Consider the following 15,940-nt stretch of genomic DNA (forward strand, 5'->3'; position numbering starts at 1 on the left):
CTTTGTGTACAATAATAGGCTGCCTGAAACATTCAGACAGCCTATTATTATAATCGACGTTGGTTAATCCTGTTTGATTATGTTTTTTTAAAACAATATAACGCTAATTTATTTGATGCTGATGAGATGGCGATTGCATTCTGTGGGTCTGATGTTTACTTTGTGTACTGCGAAATTGGAGTTGCGTTTTTGAATATGCTGAGGATCGGCACAACAGACAATATCCATCTGCATGTTTTGAATGCCGATAGCATCAATGATTTCAAAATAGCCGTGATGTCCCCGTGTTGGATGGTGTGCTAAATGAAGATGAACAATGCCATGATAGTGGATAACCAGATTAGGAGTTTTTCTGCGCGCTTGGTGTGTTGGCAAAAACAGGCAGGCCGCCATGATTTACCCTGGCAGGTGCGCGATCCTTATCGGGTATGGCTATCGGAAATCATGTTACAGCAAACGCAAGTGGCCACAGTATTGGATTACTATCCTCGCTTTTTGCAAACATTCCCGCAAGTGGGGGCCTTGGCCGAAGCCGATGAAGATGCGGTATTGGCATTATGGCAAGGATTGGGGTATTACAGCCGCGCCCGCAATCTGCATAAAGCAGCGAGGCAGGTCATGAATGAATTTGGCGGTGTATTTCCGCAACAACGCACACAATTAGAAACCTTGTGCGGAGTAGGCCGCAGCACTGCAGCGGCCATTGCGGCATTTTGCTTTGATGCGCGCGAAAGCATTCTGGATGGCAATGTCAAACGCGTGTTGTGCCGTGTATTTGCTTTGGATGGTGATCCGAGTAATAAGGCGTTTACCGATAAATTATGGACGCTGGCGGAACAATTGTTGCCTGAAAACAATATCGACATGCCTGCTTACACGCAGGGGCTAATGGACTTGGGCGCCACTGTGTGTAGGCGCAGCAAGCCTTTGTGTGATATTTGCCCGCAGGCAATGAGCTGTTTGGCCCGAGCACAACACAAACAAGATGAACTACCACGTAAAAAAAGTGCGGTTCCGGTGAAAGTATTGCCCTTATTTTGGTTGGTATTGCATAACTCGGAAGGGGCCGTGTGGCTCCAAAAAAGGCCGAATAAAGGGATTTGGGGTGGGCTTTGGTGCGTACCGTGTTTTGATTCTTTTCAGGCAACCTTAATAGCCGCTGCTGAGTGGGAATTGGTTGCAGCAGACTTGAGTGAAGATGCTGAAATCAGCCACCGTTTGACTCATCGTCAATTGCTGATTACGCCATTCAGGGCGCAGGTTATTTTGCCTAGGCCCAATATTCCTGAGCAACAGGGTTGTTGGGTCTTGCCACAAGCATTGGCCGATTATGGTTTGCCACAGCCTTTGAAAGCATATTTGCAACAACAAGGCCAACTGTTTTAAAAATAGAGGGGCTCAATTGGCCGACAAGGCTGCCTGAACAGCCTAGCTCACTCGCTAATTGGGGTTGCCGTTGGTTCTGTGGCATTACTAGAGTCGTTTTTATGCGCTTCTGCTTCGTTCTTTTTTTGACCATCCGGAATGACCGCTTTAACGGCATGATACGTGCCTTTGGCCACCAATTTCGTGGTGCCATAGACCACCTTCACGGGCACGGTAACCAGTTTGGTGACACAGCCTTGCAGACTGAGTAAACCAGCAAACAATGTCAGTAAAATGACGATGTTCATGCTTGTGCTACGAATGACGTGGAATTGAGTGAGCTTTTTCATGATGGGGTTGACGGTTCCTTGATGGGCTGTAGGCGCTTGAGCATTTTGTACACCGATGAAGCATCGGCCATGCCCAATGCTTCGGCAATATCGGTCATGCTGGCGCCGGAAGAAAGCAATCGTTTTGCTTTCTCCGCATGATACGCCTGTTTCCATTGTCGAAACGACATACCCAATTGCTGTTGAAATAGCCTTTGCACCGTACTCTCACTGCTGCCCACATGTCGGCACAATTGCGCCAATGTTTCGGCAGGCTTAGGCCCTTGTATATACCGGATCAACAGACGGCGCAGCATTTTGTGTTGGGGCAACGGAATGGGGGGCTCGGCAGCGACCGGTATGGATGTGCATACAAGCTGCAATTCAGTCGCGAATAGAGTTTGCAGAGCCGATTGGTAAAGATGTGTTGATGGCCTATTGTCAGCGGCTTGTTGTAATAACGCCGCCAAGAAAGCAGGGCATGTTGTTAGGATCGCGCCATTGATGTCAGTAGCAATATTGGGCCGCCAATTTAGGGCGATTAGGCGAGTATGCTTTGGAAAGTAAGCTCCGTGTTGTGTGTGTGGTGCCAGCAGCAACAATTGTCCTGGTGCGGCCAACTGCAAATGCGTCTGTAAAAACACATGAACCACGCCCGAATGCACCCAATAGGCCTGTAACCAAGAATGTTGGTGCCACTCAACGTCTGTTTGCTGTGAATAATGTCTGACTACAGCGTTGAATGACTGGTCAGGGTTTGGATATTGTTGCCATAGAGGTGGTTGGCTGCGTTTGACTGATTTGGCCACAAATTTTACTCCTTCTTCCTCACGGGCACGCAGCGGGGCGCGCTATAGTCAATCGTATTCACTGATTTTAGGAGCATTCCATGCACAATACACAACTGGTCCGCGATGCTTTGCACACGCTACTGGTGGCAGGCCATACTGATGTGCCCACTGTGGCCCAGTTTTTCTGCCCTGATTATGAACAATGGACCAATGAGGTTCACAGCGATTTTGCTCAATTTCAGCAACATTTAATGGTTTTGCAACAAAAGGTGCACATCAAGCAATTGGAATTCATCACGTTAATGGGCAATCAATCACATGTGTTTTCACACCATCGTGTGACGGTGCAACGCCCAGATGGCAGTTGCGGCCGCGTTTTGGTTTTGGCTGATTTTTCCATCAGGAATGGGCTAATTGGTGGCTGTGTGGAACTAACCCATGCGGCGGCTGCCGAAGATCAACACTTGGGCAGTATCCGTGTGCTTTAATCACGAAAACCCGCGCCAATGTAAAATGACGCAGGTTTTCAGGCAACCTCGTTGGCATCATGAGCTGAGCCATGCTCAGGCTCGAGGCAACTAAATGGCTTTGCTGTCAAATAAAGGCACACGGCTTTGCTGGCTCATGCTTTCAACATAAGCACGCACGGCTGGCGGCCACTCAATTCCTTTAACCATGGTCAAACCGCGCAGAATGGGGAAGGTAATGATATCTTCTAGGCCCAATTGACCATTTAAGGCCTGATGCGATTGAACCCAAGACACCAGTTGTAGCAAGTCTACATTTAGGCGTTTCAGCAATGCTGGGGTGTTGGCTAAATTTTCGCTAAAATCACCAATGTATTCGGTTTTCTTGCGGGTAAAGTAGTCAATGGCCGCTTGTGTGGCAAATTCAGGCAGCCCAATTTGGGTACAACGAGGCATGGTTAAGCGATTGCTGTATTCGCCCACCGTGTGTAGCCATTGCTCTATTTCTGGACGAATGTGCGCATCCAATTGCTGTCCGCCAGCATAGGCATCAATATAATGGACAATATCTAAGCTTTCGCCCATGGCTGTGCCGTCAGGTTTAATCACAATGGGTACCAGTTTTTTCCCCACCAACCGGATGGGGGTGTCTTCATCATCATTGAGCAAGACCGTATTATCGAGAGGTACCTGTTTCAGGCCAAAAATCATGCGCGCACGCACACAAAACGGGCAATGATCGTAAGTGTATAGTTTCATTTTGCCTCCTTGAGATAGAAGTAATGGGGGCGAGTTGGCGATAATGCAAGCCTGATGGTATGAAACGGCGAAGCCTGTTGCATGTGGGCGGTGAAGACGAATGAGATTGGTTTTGGTCTGATGGGCAGGTTGTCTGAAACCGTGTGTGATACTGTGTATCTTCAGTTTTATGCCACCTAGGTTCATTAGCCTAAAGTGAATAGCGGGTGTGCTGATGCGCATGTGAAATCGGCATGTACAGTGGGTGCATTGGCGTGAGTGGTTCGCTGAGGCGCCAATGCACACAACGGATACAATAATGATTTTCGATAAGGACACCAATATGGCTGATACTTTGCCAGTAGCTCAAGTGAGACATTTTTTACGTCAATTGCAAACGCAGATATGCCATGCTTTGGCCGCAGAAGATGGCGGGGCCATTTTTGAAACGGATGAATGGCAAAGTCGTTTGGGACAAGGGCGCACTATGGTGTTGCGCCACGGTGCGGTGTTTGAACAGGCAGGTGTGAACTTTTCCCACGTCAAAGCCGATGCCATGCCGGCCTCGGCCACAGCGCAGCGTCCTCAGTTGGCTGGTGCGCCATTTGAGGCTATGGGCGTGTCTTTGGTGGTGCATCCCCATAATCCTTATGTGCCCACTAGCCATGCCAATGTTCGTTTTTTTGTGGCTTATCCAGCGGATGCGGAGCCAGTATGGTGGTTTGGTGGCGGGTTTGATTTGACGCCATTTTATCCTGTGGATGAAGATATTATGCATTGGCATCGAGTGGCTCAAGCTTTGTGCCAACCTTTTGGTGACAGCATCTACCACGAGTTTAAGCAATGGTGCGATGATTATTTTTACTTACCACACCGCCAGGAGGCACGCGGCGTCGGGGGATTATTTTTCGATGATCTTAATCGCTGGGATTTTACAACTTGTTTCTCGTTGATGCAGGCGGTAGGAGAAGGGTATTTGCATGCTTACTTGCCCATTGTTTCGAGGCGAAAAAATACGCCGTTTGGTGAACGTGAGCGACAATTTCAATTATATCGACGCGGTCGCTATGTGGAATTTAATTTAGTGTGGGATCGGGGGACGCATTTCGGATTGCAAAGTGGGGGGCGCACAGAATCCATTTTGATGTCTATGCCGCCATTGGTGCGTTTTGACTATAACCATCAACCCCAAGCAAATACGCCAGAAGCCCGCTTAAATGAATATCTAGTAGCCCGTAACTGGCTCTCGGAACAGCATTAATGTCTCAATAGAAGGTCATGACATGGCCTGATTTTAGTGTTATAACCCAAAATGATTGACAACCGCCGTGATCAAAACATGATCATATAGTCATGTACGTGATGAAGGTTGTTGATACAAGTAGTTAACCACAATAAAAAGTATGAACCATTGACGGCATGAGGCCAACGATGGAGGCTGCATGAGTATTCAGGCAGCCTTTTTATAGAGAAGAAAAAGGATAAGGAGAAACACATGGCCGATTTTGATACCGGCTTGGCGCGCAATGCGGCCAATCACGCCCCATTAACCCCCATTGATTATTTGAAGCGCACTGCTGAGGTATATGGTGATAAAACGGCCATTATCCATGGCCATCTGCGCCAGACTTGGGGCAAAACCTATGATCGTTGCCGCCAATTGGCATCTGCTTTGCGCCAAGTGGGTATCGGCCGAAATGACACGGTCGCAGTATTGCTGCCCAATACACCTGCCATGATTGAAGCGCATTTTGGTGTGCCCATGTCGGGTGGTGTCTTGTGTGCGCTCAATATTCGTTTGGATGTGGAGGGGCTGATTTTTTGTTTGCAGCATGGAGAGGCCAAGGTATTGTTGGTGGACAGTGAATTCGCTGCCTATATTCCCCGCATTAAAACGCACATGCCTACATTGAACGTCATTCAAGTGAATGATCTTTTGGGGCCAGTCGATGTGGCGCATTATGGCGATGATGAATATGAGCATTTTTTGGCGCGTGCACGCAATACCGATGACTGGGTGTGGCCTGACGATGAATGGGATGCCATTGCGCTGAATTACACCTCTGGCACCACAGGTAATCCCAAAGGGGTGGTCTATCATCATCGGGGCGCAGCCATCAATGCTTTGTCCAATATACTCGAGTGGGACATGGCCAAATTCCCTGTGTATTTGTGGACTTTGCCGCTGTTTCATTGCAATGGCTGGTGTTTTGCATGGACCATTGCAGCGCGTGCAGGAGTCAATGTGTGTCTGCGTAAATTTGAACCCAAGCTCTGTTTGGATTTGATTCGCGAGCATCAAGTCAGCCATTATTGTGCCGCGCCTATTGTACATGCGGCGTTGGCTCATGCGCCTGAAGCCCAGAAAGCCGGTATTGAGCATTCGGTTAAAGGATTGGTGGCTGGTGCCGCGCCGCCGGAAGCTGTGTTGGCGAGTATGGAACAAATGGATTTCGATATCACCCATGTGTATGGGTTAACTGAAACCTATGGTCCTTCAGCGGTGTGCGTGGCGCACGAAGAATGGCATGATCTATCAATTAGTGAACGGGCCAGCATGAAAGCGCGACAAGGTATGCGTGGCAGTTTACAGGCGGGGTTGCAGGTATTCCATGAAGAAAATATGACTGCTGTATGCGCGGACGGCGAAGACATGGGGGAATTGATGTTTCGTGGCAATATTGTCATGAAAGGCTACCTGAAAAATCCGGAAGCCACTCAAAAAGCGTTTGCCGATGGTTGGTTTCATACCGGCGATTTGGGGGTGCAATATGCCGATGGTTATGTGCAGATTAAAGACCGCAGCAAGGACATCATTATTTCGGGCGGTGAAAATATTTCCAGTATTGAGGTGGAAGATGTGGTTTATAAGCATCCCGCCGTTATGAATGCGGCGGTCGTGGCTGTGTCGGATGAAAAATGGGGGGAGGTGCCGGTGGCATTTGTGGAAATCAAACCCGATGCATCGCTAACGGAGCAGGCGCTACTGGATTGGTGCCGTGAGCATCTGGCCCGGTTTAAGGTGCCCAAAAAGATTATTTTTGGTGAATTGCCAAAAACGGCAACTGGGAAAATACAGAAATTCGAATTACGGCGACTGGCAAAAGAGCACACAAGTCGGATTTAAATTCATGTTTTACACTACTACTGGTAAATATATCATGCCCCGTTATGGGGCATTTTTTATCTTTCAGCAATGATCAGGATGGATTTGTTGATCAATTTTTATTGTTTGAAAAAGGTTGCCTGAAGTAGATATTCGGTCTGCCATCGTTGTATTTTTATCGTGGCGTGTTTTTGAGGTTAATGGTGTGCGGGATAATTTATTCCCCCGATCCGAAACCGTTGCTGCTTGATGAAGCCATTAAAAATATAGGGCTTCACCATGATGCCATAGAAGTGTTGCTGTTTGCAACGCTCATGGCTTTGCCACTTCAATTGGCTTTGCCACTTCGATGCATGCCACTCATAGCATAGATGGCCGTGTTGTTGCATGGTCAGTGACGCCAGAAAAAAGCGTTCACATCATCACGCACCGAGGAAGTGGCTGTGAGTAAATACAGGAGTAGCACCACATTGCCTACAGCCACCACCAAATAAAGTAAATTGATGCTGTCAAATAACCAAATCAGCACAGAACTAATTAAGGCGGCCGCCACCATAAACAGCCCGTTGACAATATTATTGGCGGCCACAGCATGGGCACGAAATTCATCACTGCTGCTGGTTTGCAGCCAAGTATACAAAGGCACTGAAAAGAAGCCGCCAAATAAGCCCAACGCAGTAATACAACCCATTATTGGCCAGGCATTGGCGCGGAGTAAAAAATCAGCCCAATTTTGGGTCACGGTGTAGTGCTGGCCATGTGTGAGCCATACTAAGCACAAGCCAAATACAGTCATCCCCAGCGTGCCCGGTACCACTAAACTCAAGTGCAGTTTTTCATGACTGAGTTTGGCACAGACAATCGAGCCTAGGCCAATGCCAATAGAAAACAACGTGAGCATGAGATTGAACACACTTTCATCGCCGCCTAAATTAAGGCGAGTGTAAGTGGGCAGTTGCGTGGTGTAGACCGAACCAATAAACCAAAACCATGAAATGCCGATGATGGCAACCATCAACTCTTTTTGTGCCCAAGTGGCACGCAGTAGCTGCCAAGTCGAGCGAAATACATGGGCATCAATGGCCGTATTGGGTGCTTTGGCGGCTACCTTTGGCATAAACAGACTGCTGGCTTGACCCAATGCCGCCACCAACAATACCGAGGCAATAATCCAATGCGTATCAGCCCCAGCCAGTAGCGTACCCAGAATTTGGCCCAATAGGATGGCCAAGAATGTGCCGCTTTCGATGAGGCTATTGCCAGAAAGGAGCTCACGGCTTTTTAAGTAATCGGGCAAGATGGCGTATTTTAATGGGCCAAATAGCGTGGATTGCAAGCCCATTAAAAATAAGCACATCAATAACACAGCGGCAGAATGCCACCAAAAACCGAATGCCGCCAACAGCATAATGGCAATTTCCCCGAGCTTGACCCAACGTGCCAGTATGGCTTTATCAAACTTATTGCTCAATTGCCCAGACAATGCGGAAAATAGAAAATAAGGCAGAATAAACAATAAAGCGCCAAGATTAAGCATTTGACTTGCAGGCAACCAAGCGTTGGAGCCCAAACCATAAAAACTGATGAGCACAAATAGGGCGGTTTTAAACAAATTATCATTGAAGGCCCCCAAAAACTGAGTGGCAAACAAAGGAGCAAAGCGGCGGGATCGGGCAAAGGCAAACTGGCCTGTGCGTTTAATGGTGTCAGGGGTACTCATGTTAACCTTGGATTTTCCGTGCAATTTAACAGGTTGCCTGAAACAGCCTGCCGTGGATTATTCGAAGCAGTCATTAAAGCGTTCCAGTGAGGTCTGATAACATGTATTGCTGGTTATCTAAACGCAGATATTGATGTTGTAGGCGGCCAATCACGGCCCCTTCGGCATCACTGAGTAGCAAATAGTCTGCTTGTTTTTGCCAGCAGAGTCCTTCTTGCTTGCTGCGCTGTTGCAACACCCGCCAAGCGGCTTGGTAAGTATGCTGCACTGCTTCATCTGCCTGGGCCTTGAGCGCGAAAAACCCGCTTTCGCAATGTTGTGCATTGGCTTCTGGATCATGGCCCATCACAACCAAAAACCCCAAATGCTGGGCATCTTCATTTTCTATGCTGTAGTAATACATTCTTTATCTCGGTTTTGGGCATTTATTATTGGGTTGCCTGAACGGTTTCAGCACTCAACCACCCGCACTGAAACGGTCACGGCTTTTTGTTTGAGGGTACTGGCCAAGCCCGCCAATGACGTTTCTTTGTAGGTAGATTTCATGTCGCGTCCAGTAGCCAGCATGGTTTTAATCACCATGTCTAAGCTCACCTTCTGGTGTGTACCGCTTTCCAATAAGGCCAATTGTGCCAATTTGATGGCTTTTTCGGCGGCGATACCATTGCGCTCGATGCACGGAATTTGTACCAACCCGCCTACCGGGTCGCAAGTGAGCCCCAAATGGTGTTCCATAGCCATTTCTGCTGCGTTTTCAATTTGTTTTAAGCTACCCCCGCTCACGGCAGCAAAAGCCGCCGCAGCCATGGAGCACGCCACGCCTACTTCGCCTTGGCAGCCCACATCGGCACCTGAAATAGAGGCATTGGTTTTGTATAAAATGCCCACAGCACCCGCTGTAAGCAGGAAATCTACCACACCGTCATCATGGCAAAGAGGGTGAAAACGTCGATAATAAGCCAATACCGCTGGGATGACCCCAGCGGCGCCATTGGTAGGTGCAGTGACCACTCGGCCACCAGCTGCGTTTTCCTCATTGACGGCCATAGCATATACCATTGGCCACAATTGGGTATTGACCTGATTGGCATCATGCAGCTTTTGTAATTGTTCCGCCAGTTGTGGCGCTCGACGTTGTACCTGCAGGCCGCCCGGCAAAATACCCCTCGTTGTTAAGCCGCGCGCAACACATGCCTGCATCACTGTAGCGATGTGGGTTACTCGTTTTCGTATTTCATCTGCGCTGCATTGATGCAGCATCATCTCATTGGCCATGACCAATTGCGCTACGGTTAAATTTTGCTGTTGGCAGAATGCAAACAATTCTTCGGCATTATTGAATGGATAAGGCACAGCAACTGAGGTTTCGCTCGCATGACCAAATTCATCTTCAGTCACGATAAAGCCACCACCAATCGAATAGTATGTTTCACGGGAAATAGCCGATTCCTGATCGTCATAAGCCGTAAAAATAAGACCATTGGGATGCTTGGGTAGAATTTCATCGTAGCGTACTGCTAAATCCCGAGCGGATTCAAATTGCAATGGTTGTTGGCCCGCGAGCTTGAGTTTACCTTGTGTTTCAATGTCGGCTAATCGCTGTGCGACGCTGTCCAAGTCTATGCTTTGAGGATCAGCGCCTTCCAAACCTAAAATAATCGCGTCAAACGTGCCATGCCCTAGACCTGTGAGCGCCAATGAGCCATAGATTTCGACGGCGACACGTTGTGTTTGCCATAACTGTTGCTGGCGAGCCAAAGAGGCGGCAAAGTGTGCCGCAGCACGCATGGGGCCTACCGTATGCGAGCTAGACGGCCCCAAGCCAATTTTGAAAACATCGGTCACACTGATCATGGCATACATCGATGAATGGAATGTGTGCCAGTATAACGGCTAAAGCGTTGCCGTCAATTGTTGGCTGGATCACTCATCATAAAAAAGCAGCGCCTTGTGGCGCTGCTTTGGGTTTGCTTAAGGGAATTACAGATTGGTGAGTTTGATTTTCTGGCCTGGGCGAATATTCTCACCCTTATTCAATTTTTGCAGACTGCTTACTGGCATATTCAGCTGTGCTGCAATTGAAGTCAGTGTGTCACCGCGTTTTACTGTATAAGACACTTGACGCACGCTGCTGGATTTGGACAAGGTGTTGCGACCATCTAAGGCCACATTCAAGACTTGGCCTGCGTGAATGTTACTGCCTTTTAAGCGGTTAGCTGTCACCAAATCAGCTACATTTAAATTATAGCGCTGAGCGATGGCAAATAAAGTTTCGCCCGATGCTACTTTGTGGGTTTTGGGTGCGCGCTCATCATCGGTGTCATTTTTGACAGCATTGGCCGCCAATTTGGCCGCTCGTTCAGCACGGGCTTGCGCCAAGCGCGCTTGGCGGTTTTCTTCCATTTCGGCTTTGGCCAAGGCATCTTGCACCGATTCGGCTGCATTTAATTTCAAGCTGGATTCTTGTGCCAGCGTCAACAGCGGATCGACTAGAGTCGTGTTGCTGATAGGGGTGTTACTGATTGAAGCCACGCTTTCATGACGACTGATTTCAGGTGAACCTGAGTTTATTGGCGCAGCTGGCATCGCCTGTGCCAATACAGTAGCGGGGGCCGCACTCACAGGTGCTTGGCTGATGGTGATGGCGGGCGTGGACGGAAGTGCAGCGATTTGTGTTAATTGGGTAGTGCGTATCGGAGCAGCAGCTGTCACAGGCGCTTGCGCCAAAAGAGGCACCGCTTGAACGGGTGTTGCTGGTACGTTTACTTTGACATTAGCCAAACTGCGCGCTGGCAAGACTGGCGCCATGTCAGCTTTAGCCATCGCTGGTCGCAGTAAATCATCTGAGTCATTGTTGGCAAAGGAGCTTAATGCCGGTGTTGCCATGCTATTTTTGCTTAACAATACGCTGCGCCCTGCTGCAATGGTATTACCACTGATGCCATTCAGCCGTTTGATTTCACTGGCGCTCATGCCACTTTGCATGGCTAAATCAGCCACGTTGGTGTTGGATAGCGTGGTATATAAATTCCAAGACAGCAAGCTGCTTTTGTCTGCTTTGCGGTAATTGTTTTCAAATGTATTGATGGCGCTGATGGGGAGCAGCATTTTTCGATTGTTTTTGGGAACGAATACGGGGCCGTTGAAGCTTGGGTTGAGCGCCAAAAATTCATTGGTGGAAATGTTGGCTAAACGTGCAGCAGACTGAATGTCCAGCGGCTGCTCGACATTGATGGCTTGGAAATAGGGTTTGTTGTCGATTTTAGCGAGATTAACGCTGAATGCTTGTGGGTTGTTGATGATATTGCGCACAGCCAACAGCTTGGGCACATAATTACGTGTTTCATTAGGCATACGCAGGTTGTCGTACGTGGGATCTAACCCCGCTGCCTGCGCACGCGCCACTGCTTTCCCCACATTACCTTCACCCCAATTGTATGCGGCCAATGCCAAGGACCAATCGCCAAATAGGCATATAAGTATTGTAAATAATTTAAAGCGGCATCGGTAGCCGCGTACACATCATGGCGCCCATCATATAAAGTGGTCTGCTCTAAGCCATAGTGCCTCCCTGTGGCGGGCATGAACTGCCACAGACCAGAAGCGCCTACGGGCGATTTTGCTTTGGTGACAAAAGCACTTTCGATAAATGGCAGCAGGGCAATTTCTGCCGGCATTTGGCGTTTTTCGACTTCAGTTAAAATATGGTAAAGATAAGGCTGACTGCGGTCTATGGTGCGATTAAAATAAGCGCTTTTACTGGCATAATACTGCTCTTGGCGGCGAATAATTTCCGGGTTAACCTCGGTCATACGGAAATCTTGGCGCATTCGTCCCCAAATATCACCCATGGATAAGGCTTGGCCTTTTAGGATTGCCGAGTTCAAATTCATGATGGACAAGCCCACGCTGTTGCTGTTGTAAGTTTGTGCAAAAGAGAAAGACGGGGCCAGTACCAAACCAGTTAATGCCAGTACCATGTGCTTAAGATGAGCCATATGAAACCATTAATAATGATAAAAATCTTACCGATACTAAGGCTGATGCCAAGATGGTCAAGGCTTAGCGTGCTATTTTTACAGTTTTTGCCATATTTTAAAGTACAGTATGAGTACTGATTTTATTGATATTTTTTAATGAGAGGTTGCGTGCAGATGCCCAATGACTGCGAATCTGGACTGCTTACTTGGTTACACGGCAGTCCATTTGGCCACTATATGCTGCAGCAAACACAAGCATTTGTGATGGATAAGTTGACACGTGCACCGTTGTCCACCGTATTGCAATTGGGTGCGGCGAACTTGCCATTGCCTGTTGACAGTGCGTTTGCAGGTCAATTTTTGTTTCAGGCAGCCTCAGCTACGATTGCAACAAGTAAAACTGATGTTGTGGCTGCTTATGATGCCATGCCTTGGGCAACGCACAGTATCAATACGGTGATTTGGCCATACGGTCTAGATGGTTGTGTTCAACCTGAATGCGTGATGCGTGAATTGCACCGCATTCTTGCGCCAGGTGGACAGATAGTGATTACTGGCTTAAATGCCTGCGGCTATTGGCGTTTATGGTATGGGCACCATGCTAATTTACGTGGGCTGCATCACCATACGGCACAAAGTGTGCAGCAACTTTTCCAGAAACATGGATTTACCTTAAGCGAAGCGCAATTTATGGGTTATCGGTTGCGCGTTCAAGCCGAGGAATCGCAATCGGTGTGGGAACTCATGGGCAATCGTTGGTGGCCTCATTTGGCAGCACAATTTGGCGCGGTGTATACCAAAGAGACTATGGTGTTGACACCTTTGCCTCAGGCCGTAGAAGTGCTCAAAAAACAAGCGAATTTGGGTTGGGAAGCGGCCACTAAAAATCATGGTGCCGTGCGATCTTGCCTAGATAAAAGCAATCATCTCTAGCGCTAATCGGTTAACCACGCGGATGATGTTCGTGCACCATGCTTTTCAAACGCTCATTCGCGACATGGGTGTAGATTTGGGTGGTGCCAATATCGGCATGGCCCAACAGCATTTGCACCACACGTAAATCAGCCCCATGATTCACCAAATGAGTGGCAAAGGCATGGCGCAAACCATGCGGACTTAGATGCTGGATGCCTGCTGCTTGAGCATATTTGTTGACAATCATCCATGCCAGCTGGCGACTCATCGCGACCTTTTTTTGGCTCACAAACAGCGCGTCGCAGGCGCGTCCTTTGAGTAAAAAAAGACGCGCATCAGCCAGATACCGCTGCAACCAATACACGGCTTCTTCACCCAGTGGCACCAGACGCTGTTTGTTGCCTTTGCCTATGGTGCTGATGAGGCCTCGGTTTAAGTCCATTTCGACCAGTTGCAATTGTACCGCTTCGCTCACCCGCAAACCGGTGGCATACATCAATTCCAGCAAGGCCTTGTCGCGCAAACCCAATGGATTGTCGGTGATGGGTGTGGCGAGCAGGGCATCGATGTGTGCTTCGGTGATGATGGCGGGGAGGTGGCGTCCCAATTTGGGTGAGCTTAGGTGTGCCGTGGGCAAATCAGCCCGTTGCCCATAAACCTGTAAATAGTCAAACAAACGTTTACACGCTGACAGCGCACGCGCCTGCGAGCTGGGTTTTTCTTCGGCCACAAATACCGCGGCTGCCAGTTGCAGGTCATTAACCGATAGCCAATCGAGTTTATCTGCCTGTAATCGCCGTGCTACTTTACACAAATCACGCCGATAGCTATTGAGCGTATTGGTGGATAACTGCTCGCTGAGCCATAAATGCTCGAGTAGGCTTTCAATTGGCTGTGTTATATTTTCAGGCAGCTTTTGTTGGTTTTGGGAGGGTGCTACCACTGTGCGCCCTCGTGGGCCAGTAGCCATTTTTTGATGGCCAAATCAGATTCGTTGTTGCCCAAGCCAAAACCGCCTAAGCCATGGCTTGCTACAACGCGGTGACATGGCACGACGATGGGCAAAGGATTTTTGCCGCATGCTTGGCCTACGGCGCGTGGTGCACTGCCAATGAGCTTGGCGATGTCGCCATAACTGGCTACTTGGCCGTATGGAATGGACGCGATGGCCTGCCAGACTCGTTGTTGAAATGCTGTTCCTTGGGCTGAAACTGGGTAATCAAAAGCCTTCAGGCTGCCTGAAAAATAGGCATCCAGTTGTGCCGCCCAATGGCCGCTCAGGGTGGTTAGCCAAGGCATGGGTTGATGCTGCCAATGTAGACCGGTTAATCGGTCTGCATCATCGAAATCCAAGCGCAGTGGGCAGCACGGCGCAGTATATTGGCGACTGTACATGGGCTATGCACCTTTAATGGTATCCAGCACTGCTTGAGCATGGCCTGCGGCTTTGACTTTGCGCCACTCATGCGCAATATGGCCTTGCTCATCCAATATGAATGTACTGCGCACCAAGCCCATAACTTTTTTGCCATACATATTTTTTTCATGAATCACATCAAATTGATGGCAGACTGTTTCGTCGACATCTGACAACAAGGTCACATTGAGCGCATATTTGCAAACAAAATTATGGTGGCTTTTGGCGGTGTCGCGTGAGATGCCAACCACGGTGTAACCCAACTTTTGGAACTCAGGCAACAAGGCACTAAATTCCTGTGCCTCGGTGGTGCAACCGGGTGTGCTGTCTTTGGGGTAAAAATACACCACCAGCGGCAGATGTTCGGCTGCCTGAAAAATTTGGCCTTCAGTGTCGGGTAGGGTAAACAGCATTTTTTCGTTCATCTCGATGCTCCTGAATGGGGTAAACACAATTGCATGTGAAATAAAATATACGGTTTGCTAAAGACATCTAGGTTGGTTTGGTCAACAACGAAGTAGCCTGCATGTTGGTGAGAATTGATGGTCGTCGTGTTTTACTGGTTTACATCCACACTCTGGCATGGCAGATTTGGGTGGGAAAATTCAATAAGGTTTTGCCCACCATACGGCCAGACGCACGGGTTGATGTGTTGTCGTGTAGACCCCATGTTGGCTTTGGCCATTAATCGTCGCCACGAACAAATGCCGTAATCAATGGCTGGTCGCCAATCAAACGGCTGCAATGACCATGAATGTTGTTATCAAAAATCGCGCCTTCAGGCAAGGTATCGGCCGAGTAAAAATGTTGTCCTGGGCCAAAGCGGCGGGTACTACCATCGCGTAAACCTATTTCCATAATGCCTTGCAACACAAAAAGCCATTGCGCTTTGCCCGTGCAATGAAAATCGCTGGTAAAGCCCACAGGGCTTTGGCGCAGTTGCAGCCCATTGGCAGCCAGCCATGGTGATAAGCGGCTTTTTTCATTGCCCTCGGTTAACGCAATGGGCTCTTCACGAAAACGCGCATAACCGTCTGCGTCGGTGAATAAAATGACATGAGTAAAATGATGCATTATATTTTCCTAGACTCAAAATGGAAGGCATTTATTTT

At 48.6% G+C, this 15,940-nt stretch carries 16 protein-coding genes and 1 pseudogene; 6 read left to right on the plus strand and 11 right to left on the minus strand.

Annotated elements, in window-relative coordinates; translation table 11 throughout:
* The first annotated feature begins 321 nt into the window (after nt 1-321).
* Nucleotides 322-1,386, plus strand: coding sequence for an A/G-specific adenine glycosylase (gene mutY / locus A2F46_RS01235; protein ID WP_066565902.1), 1,065 nt, complete (start codon nt 322-324; stop codon nt 1,384-1,386).
* A gap of 47 nt (nt 1,387-1,433) precedes the next feature.
* On the opposite strand, the gene A2F46_RS01240 is transcribed toward mutY, so the two are convergent.
* Both A2F46_RS01240 and A2F46_RS01245 read right to left on the minus strand, forming a co-directional pair.
* Nucleotides 1,434-1,715, minus strand: coding sequence for an NF038104 family lipoprotein (locus A2F46_RS01240; RefSeq protein ID WP_231867664.1), 282 nt, complete (start codon nt 1,713-1,715; stop codon nt 1,434-1,436).
* Nucleotides 1,712-2,503: a helix-turn-helix transcriptional regulator gene (locus A2F46_RS01245; RefSeq protein WP_066565714.1), complete on the minus strand. Its 792-nt coding sequence runs from the start codon at nt 2,501-2,503 to the stop codon at nt 1,712-1,714. The genes A2F46_RS01240 and A2F46_RS01245 overlap by 4 nt, the downstream gene beginning before the upstream one ends.
* 80 nt (nt 2,504-2,583) lie before the next feature.
* Between A2F46_RS01245 and A2F46_RS01250 the strand changes: the two genes are divergently transcribed.
* Nucleotides 2,584-2,973: a hypothetical protein gene (locus A2F46_RS01250; RefSeq protein ID WP_066565716.1), complete on the plus strand. Its 390-nt coding sequence runs from the start codon at nt 2,584-2,586 to the stop codon at nt 2,971-2,973.
* A gap of 90 nt (nt 2,974-3,063) precedes the next feature.
* On the opposite strand, the gene grxB is transcribed toward A2F46_RS01250, so the two are convergent.
* Nucleotides 3,064-3,711 carry a glutaredoxin 2 gene (gene grxB / locus A2F46_RS01255; protein ID WP_066565718.1) on the minus strand — a complete coding sequence of 216 codons (648 nt, stop codon included), beginning with the start codon at nt 3,709-3,711 and terminating at the stop codon, nt 3,064-3,066.
* Between the two features lie 322 nt (nt 3,712-4,033).
* Here grxB and hemF point away from each other — a divergent pair, with 322 nt between their 5' ends.
* Both hemF and A2F46_RS01265 read left to right on the plus strand, forming a co-directional pair.
* Nucleotides 4,034-4,951 carry an oxygen-dependent coproporphyrinogen oxidase gene (gene hemF, locus A2F46_RS01260; protein WP_066565904.1) on the plus strand — a complete coding sequence of 306 codons (918 nt, stop codon included), beginning with the start codon at nt 4,034-4,036 and terminating at the stop codon, nt 4,949-4,951.
* Nucleotides 4,952-5,185: 234 nt separating this feature from the next.
* Nucleotides 5,186-6,817 (plus strand): acyl-CoA synthetase, encoded by a 1,632-nt coding sequence (locus tag A2F46_RS01265; RefSeq protein ID WP_066565719.1) that lies wholly within the window; start codon nt 5,186-5,188, stop codon nt 6,815-6,817.
* Nucleotides 6,818-7,187: 370 nt separating this feature from the next.
* Here the strand turns inward: A2F46_RS01265 and A2F46_RS01275 are convergent, their stop codons facing one another.
* The 4 genes and pseudogenes from A2F46_RS01275 to A2F46_RS01290 form a co-directional block, all read right to left on the minus strand.
* Nucleotides 7,188-8,516 (minus strand): MFS transporter, encoded by a 1,329-nt coding sequence (locus A2F46_RS01275; protein WP_066565723.1) that lies wholly within the window; start codon nt 8,514-8,516, stop codon nt 7,188-7,190.
* A 73-nt stretch (nt 8,517-8,589) separates the two neighbouring features.
* Entirely contained in the window at nt 8,590-8,919 is a 330-nt protein-coding gene (locus tag A2F46_RS01280; protein WP_066565725.1) for a hypothetical protein, read from the minus strand.
* A gap of 47 nt (nt 8,920-8,966) precedes the next feature.
* The gene (locus tag A2F46_RS01285; protein ID WP_066565906.1) at nt 8,967-10,370 is read right to left on the minus strand and encodes an L-serine ammonia-lyase; all 1,404 of its coding nucleotides are present in this window, start codon (nt 10,368-10,370) and stop codon (nt 8,967-8,969) included.
* Nucleotides 10,371-10,496: 126 nt separating this feature from the next.
* A pseudogene (locus A2F46_RS01290) lies at nt 10,497-12,514 on the minus strand (LysM peptidoglycan-binding domain-containing protein).
* Between the two features lie 150 nt (nt 12,515-12,664).
* Between A2F46_RS01290 and A2F46_RS01295 the strand changes: the two are divergent.
* Nucleotides 12,665-13,429: a hypothetical protein gene (locus A2F46_RS01295; protein WP_156471519.1), complete on the plus strand. Its 765-nt coding sequence runs from the start codon at nt 12,665-12,667 to the stop codon at nt 13,427-13,429.
* Between the two features lie 10 nt (nt 13,430-13,439).
* On the opposite strand, the gene xerD is transcribed toward A2F46_RS01295, so the two are convergent.
* Genes xerD through A2F46_RS01310 form a run of 3 tightly spaced genes read right to left on the minus strand, consistent with a single transcriptional unit; the run spans nt 13,440 to nt 15,253 of the window.
* A complete protein-coding gene (gene xerD / locus A2F46_RS01300; RefSeq protein WP_231867677.1) occupies nt 13,440-14,312 on the minus strand; it encodes a site-specific tyrosine recombinase XerD in 873 nt (290 codons plus the stop codon).
* Nucleotides 14,313-14,347: 35 nt separating this feature from the next.
* Nucleotides 14,348-14,806 carry a methylated-DNA--[protein]-cysteine S-methyltransferase gene (locus A2F46_RS01305; RefSeq protein ID WP_066565729.1) on the minus strand — a complete coding sequence of 153 codons (459 nt, stop codon included), beginning with the start codon at nt 14,804-14,806 and terminating at the stop codon, nt 14,348-14,350.
* 3 nt (nt 14,807-14,809) lie between these two features.
* A complete protein-coding gene (locus tag A2F46_RS01310; protein WP_066565730.1) occupies nt 14,810-15,253 on the minus strand; it encodes a peroxiredoxin in 444 nt (147 codons plus the stop codon).
* Nucleotides 15,254-15,354: 101 nt separating this feature from the next.
* On the opposite strand from A2F46_RS01310, the gene A2F46_RS12240 reads away from it, so the two are divergent.
* Nucleotides 15,355-15,516: a hypothetical protein gene (locus A2F46_RS12240; protein WP_156471520.1), complete on the plus strand. Its 162-nt coding sequence runs from the start codon at nt 15,355-15,357 to the stop codon at nt 15,514-15,516.
* Here A2F46_RS12240 and A2F46_RS01315 read toward each other — a convergent pair.
* The gene (locus A2F46_RS01315; RefSeq protein ID WP_066565732.1) at nt 15,513-15,902 is read right to left on the minus strand and encodes a hypothetical protein; all 390 of its coding nucleotides are present in this window, start codon (nt 15,900-15,902) and stop codon (nt 15,513-15,515) included. The genes A2F46_RS12240 and A2F46_RS01315 overlap by 4 nt on opposite strands.
* Nucleotides 15,903-15,940 lie beyond the last annotated feature (38 nt).

Origin of the sequence: Snodgrassella sp. CFCC 13594 (genome assembly GCF_001590725.1) — a bacterium.
GTDB lineage: Bacteria > Pseudomonadota > Gammaproteobacteria > Burkholderiales > Neisseriaceae > Snodgrassella.

What these genes read in the sequence shown, in the direction of transcription:
- A2F46_RS01240 (WP_231867664.1), bottom strand. Translation starts at nt 1,715, where the DNA reads ATGAAAAAGCTCACTCAATTCCACGTCATTCGTAGCACAAGCATGAAC.
- grxB (WP_066565718.1), bottom strand. Translation starts at nt 3,711, where the DNA reads ATGAAACTATACACTTACGATCATTGCCCGTTTTGTGTGCGTGCGCGC.
- A2F46_RS01265 (WP_066565719.1), top strand. Translation starts at nt 5,186, where the DNA reads ATGGCCGATTTTGATACCGGCTTGGCGCGCAATGCGGCCAATCACGCC.
- A2F46_RS12240 (WP_156471520.1), top strand. Translation starts at nt 15,355, where the DNA reads ATGTTGGTGAGAATTGATGGTCGTCGTGTTTTACTGGTTTACATCCAC.
- A2F46_RS01305 (WP_066565729.1), bottom strand. Translation starts at nt 14,806, where the DNA reads ATGTACAGTCGCCAATATACTGCGCCGTGCTGCCCACTGCGCTTGGAT.
- A2F46_RS01310 (WP_066565730.1), bottom strand. Translation starts at nt 15,253, where the DNA reads ATGAACGAAAAAATGCTGTTTACCCTACCCGACACTGAAGGCCAAATT.
- A2F46_RS01280 (WP_066565725.1), bottom strand. Translation starts at nt 8,919, where the DNA reads ATGTATTACTACAGCATAGAAAATGAAGATGCCCAGCATTTGGGGTTT.
- A2F46_RS01250 (WP_066565716.1), top strand. Translation starts at nt 2,584, where the DNA reads ATGCACAATACACAACTGGTCCGCGATGCTTTGCACACGCTACTGGTG.
- hemF (WP_066565904.1), top strand. Translation starts at nt 4,034, where the DNA reads ATGGCTGATACTTTGCCAGTAGCTCAAGTGAGACATTTTTTACGTCAA.
- A2F46_RS01275 (WP_066565723.1), bottom strand. Translation starts at nt 8,516, where the DNA reads ATGAGTACCCCTGACACCATTAAACGCACAGGCCAGTTTGCCTTTGCC.
- A2F46_RS01285 (WP_066565906.1), bottom strand. Translation starts at nt 10,370, where the DNA reads ATGATCAGTGTGACCGATGTTTTCAAAATTGGCTTGGGGCCGTCTAGC.
- mutY (WP_066565902.1), top strand. Translation starts at nt 322, where the DNA reads ATGATAGTGGATAACCAGATTAGGAGTTTTTCTGCGCGCTTGGTGTGT.
- A2F46_RS01315 (WP_066565732.1), bottom strand. Translation starts at nt 15,902, where the DNA reads ATGCATCATTTTACTCATGTCATTTTATTCACCGACGCAGACGGTTAT.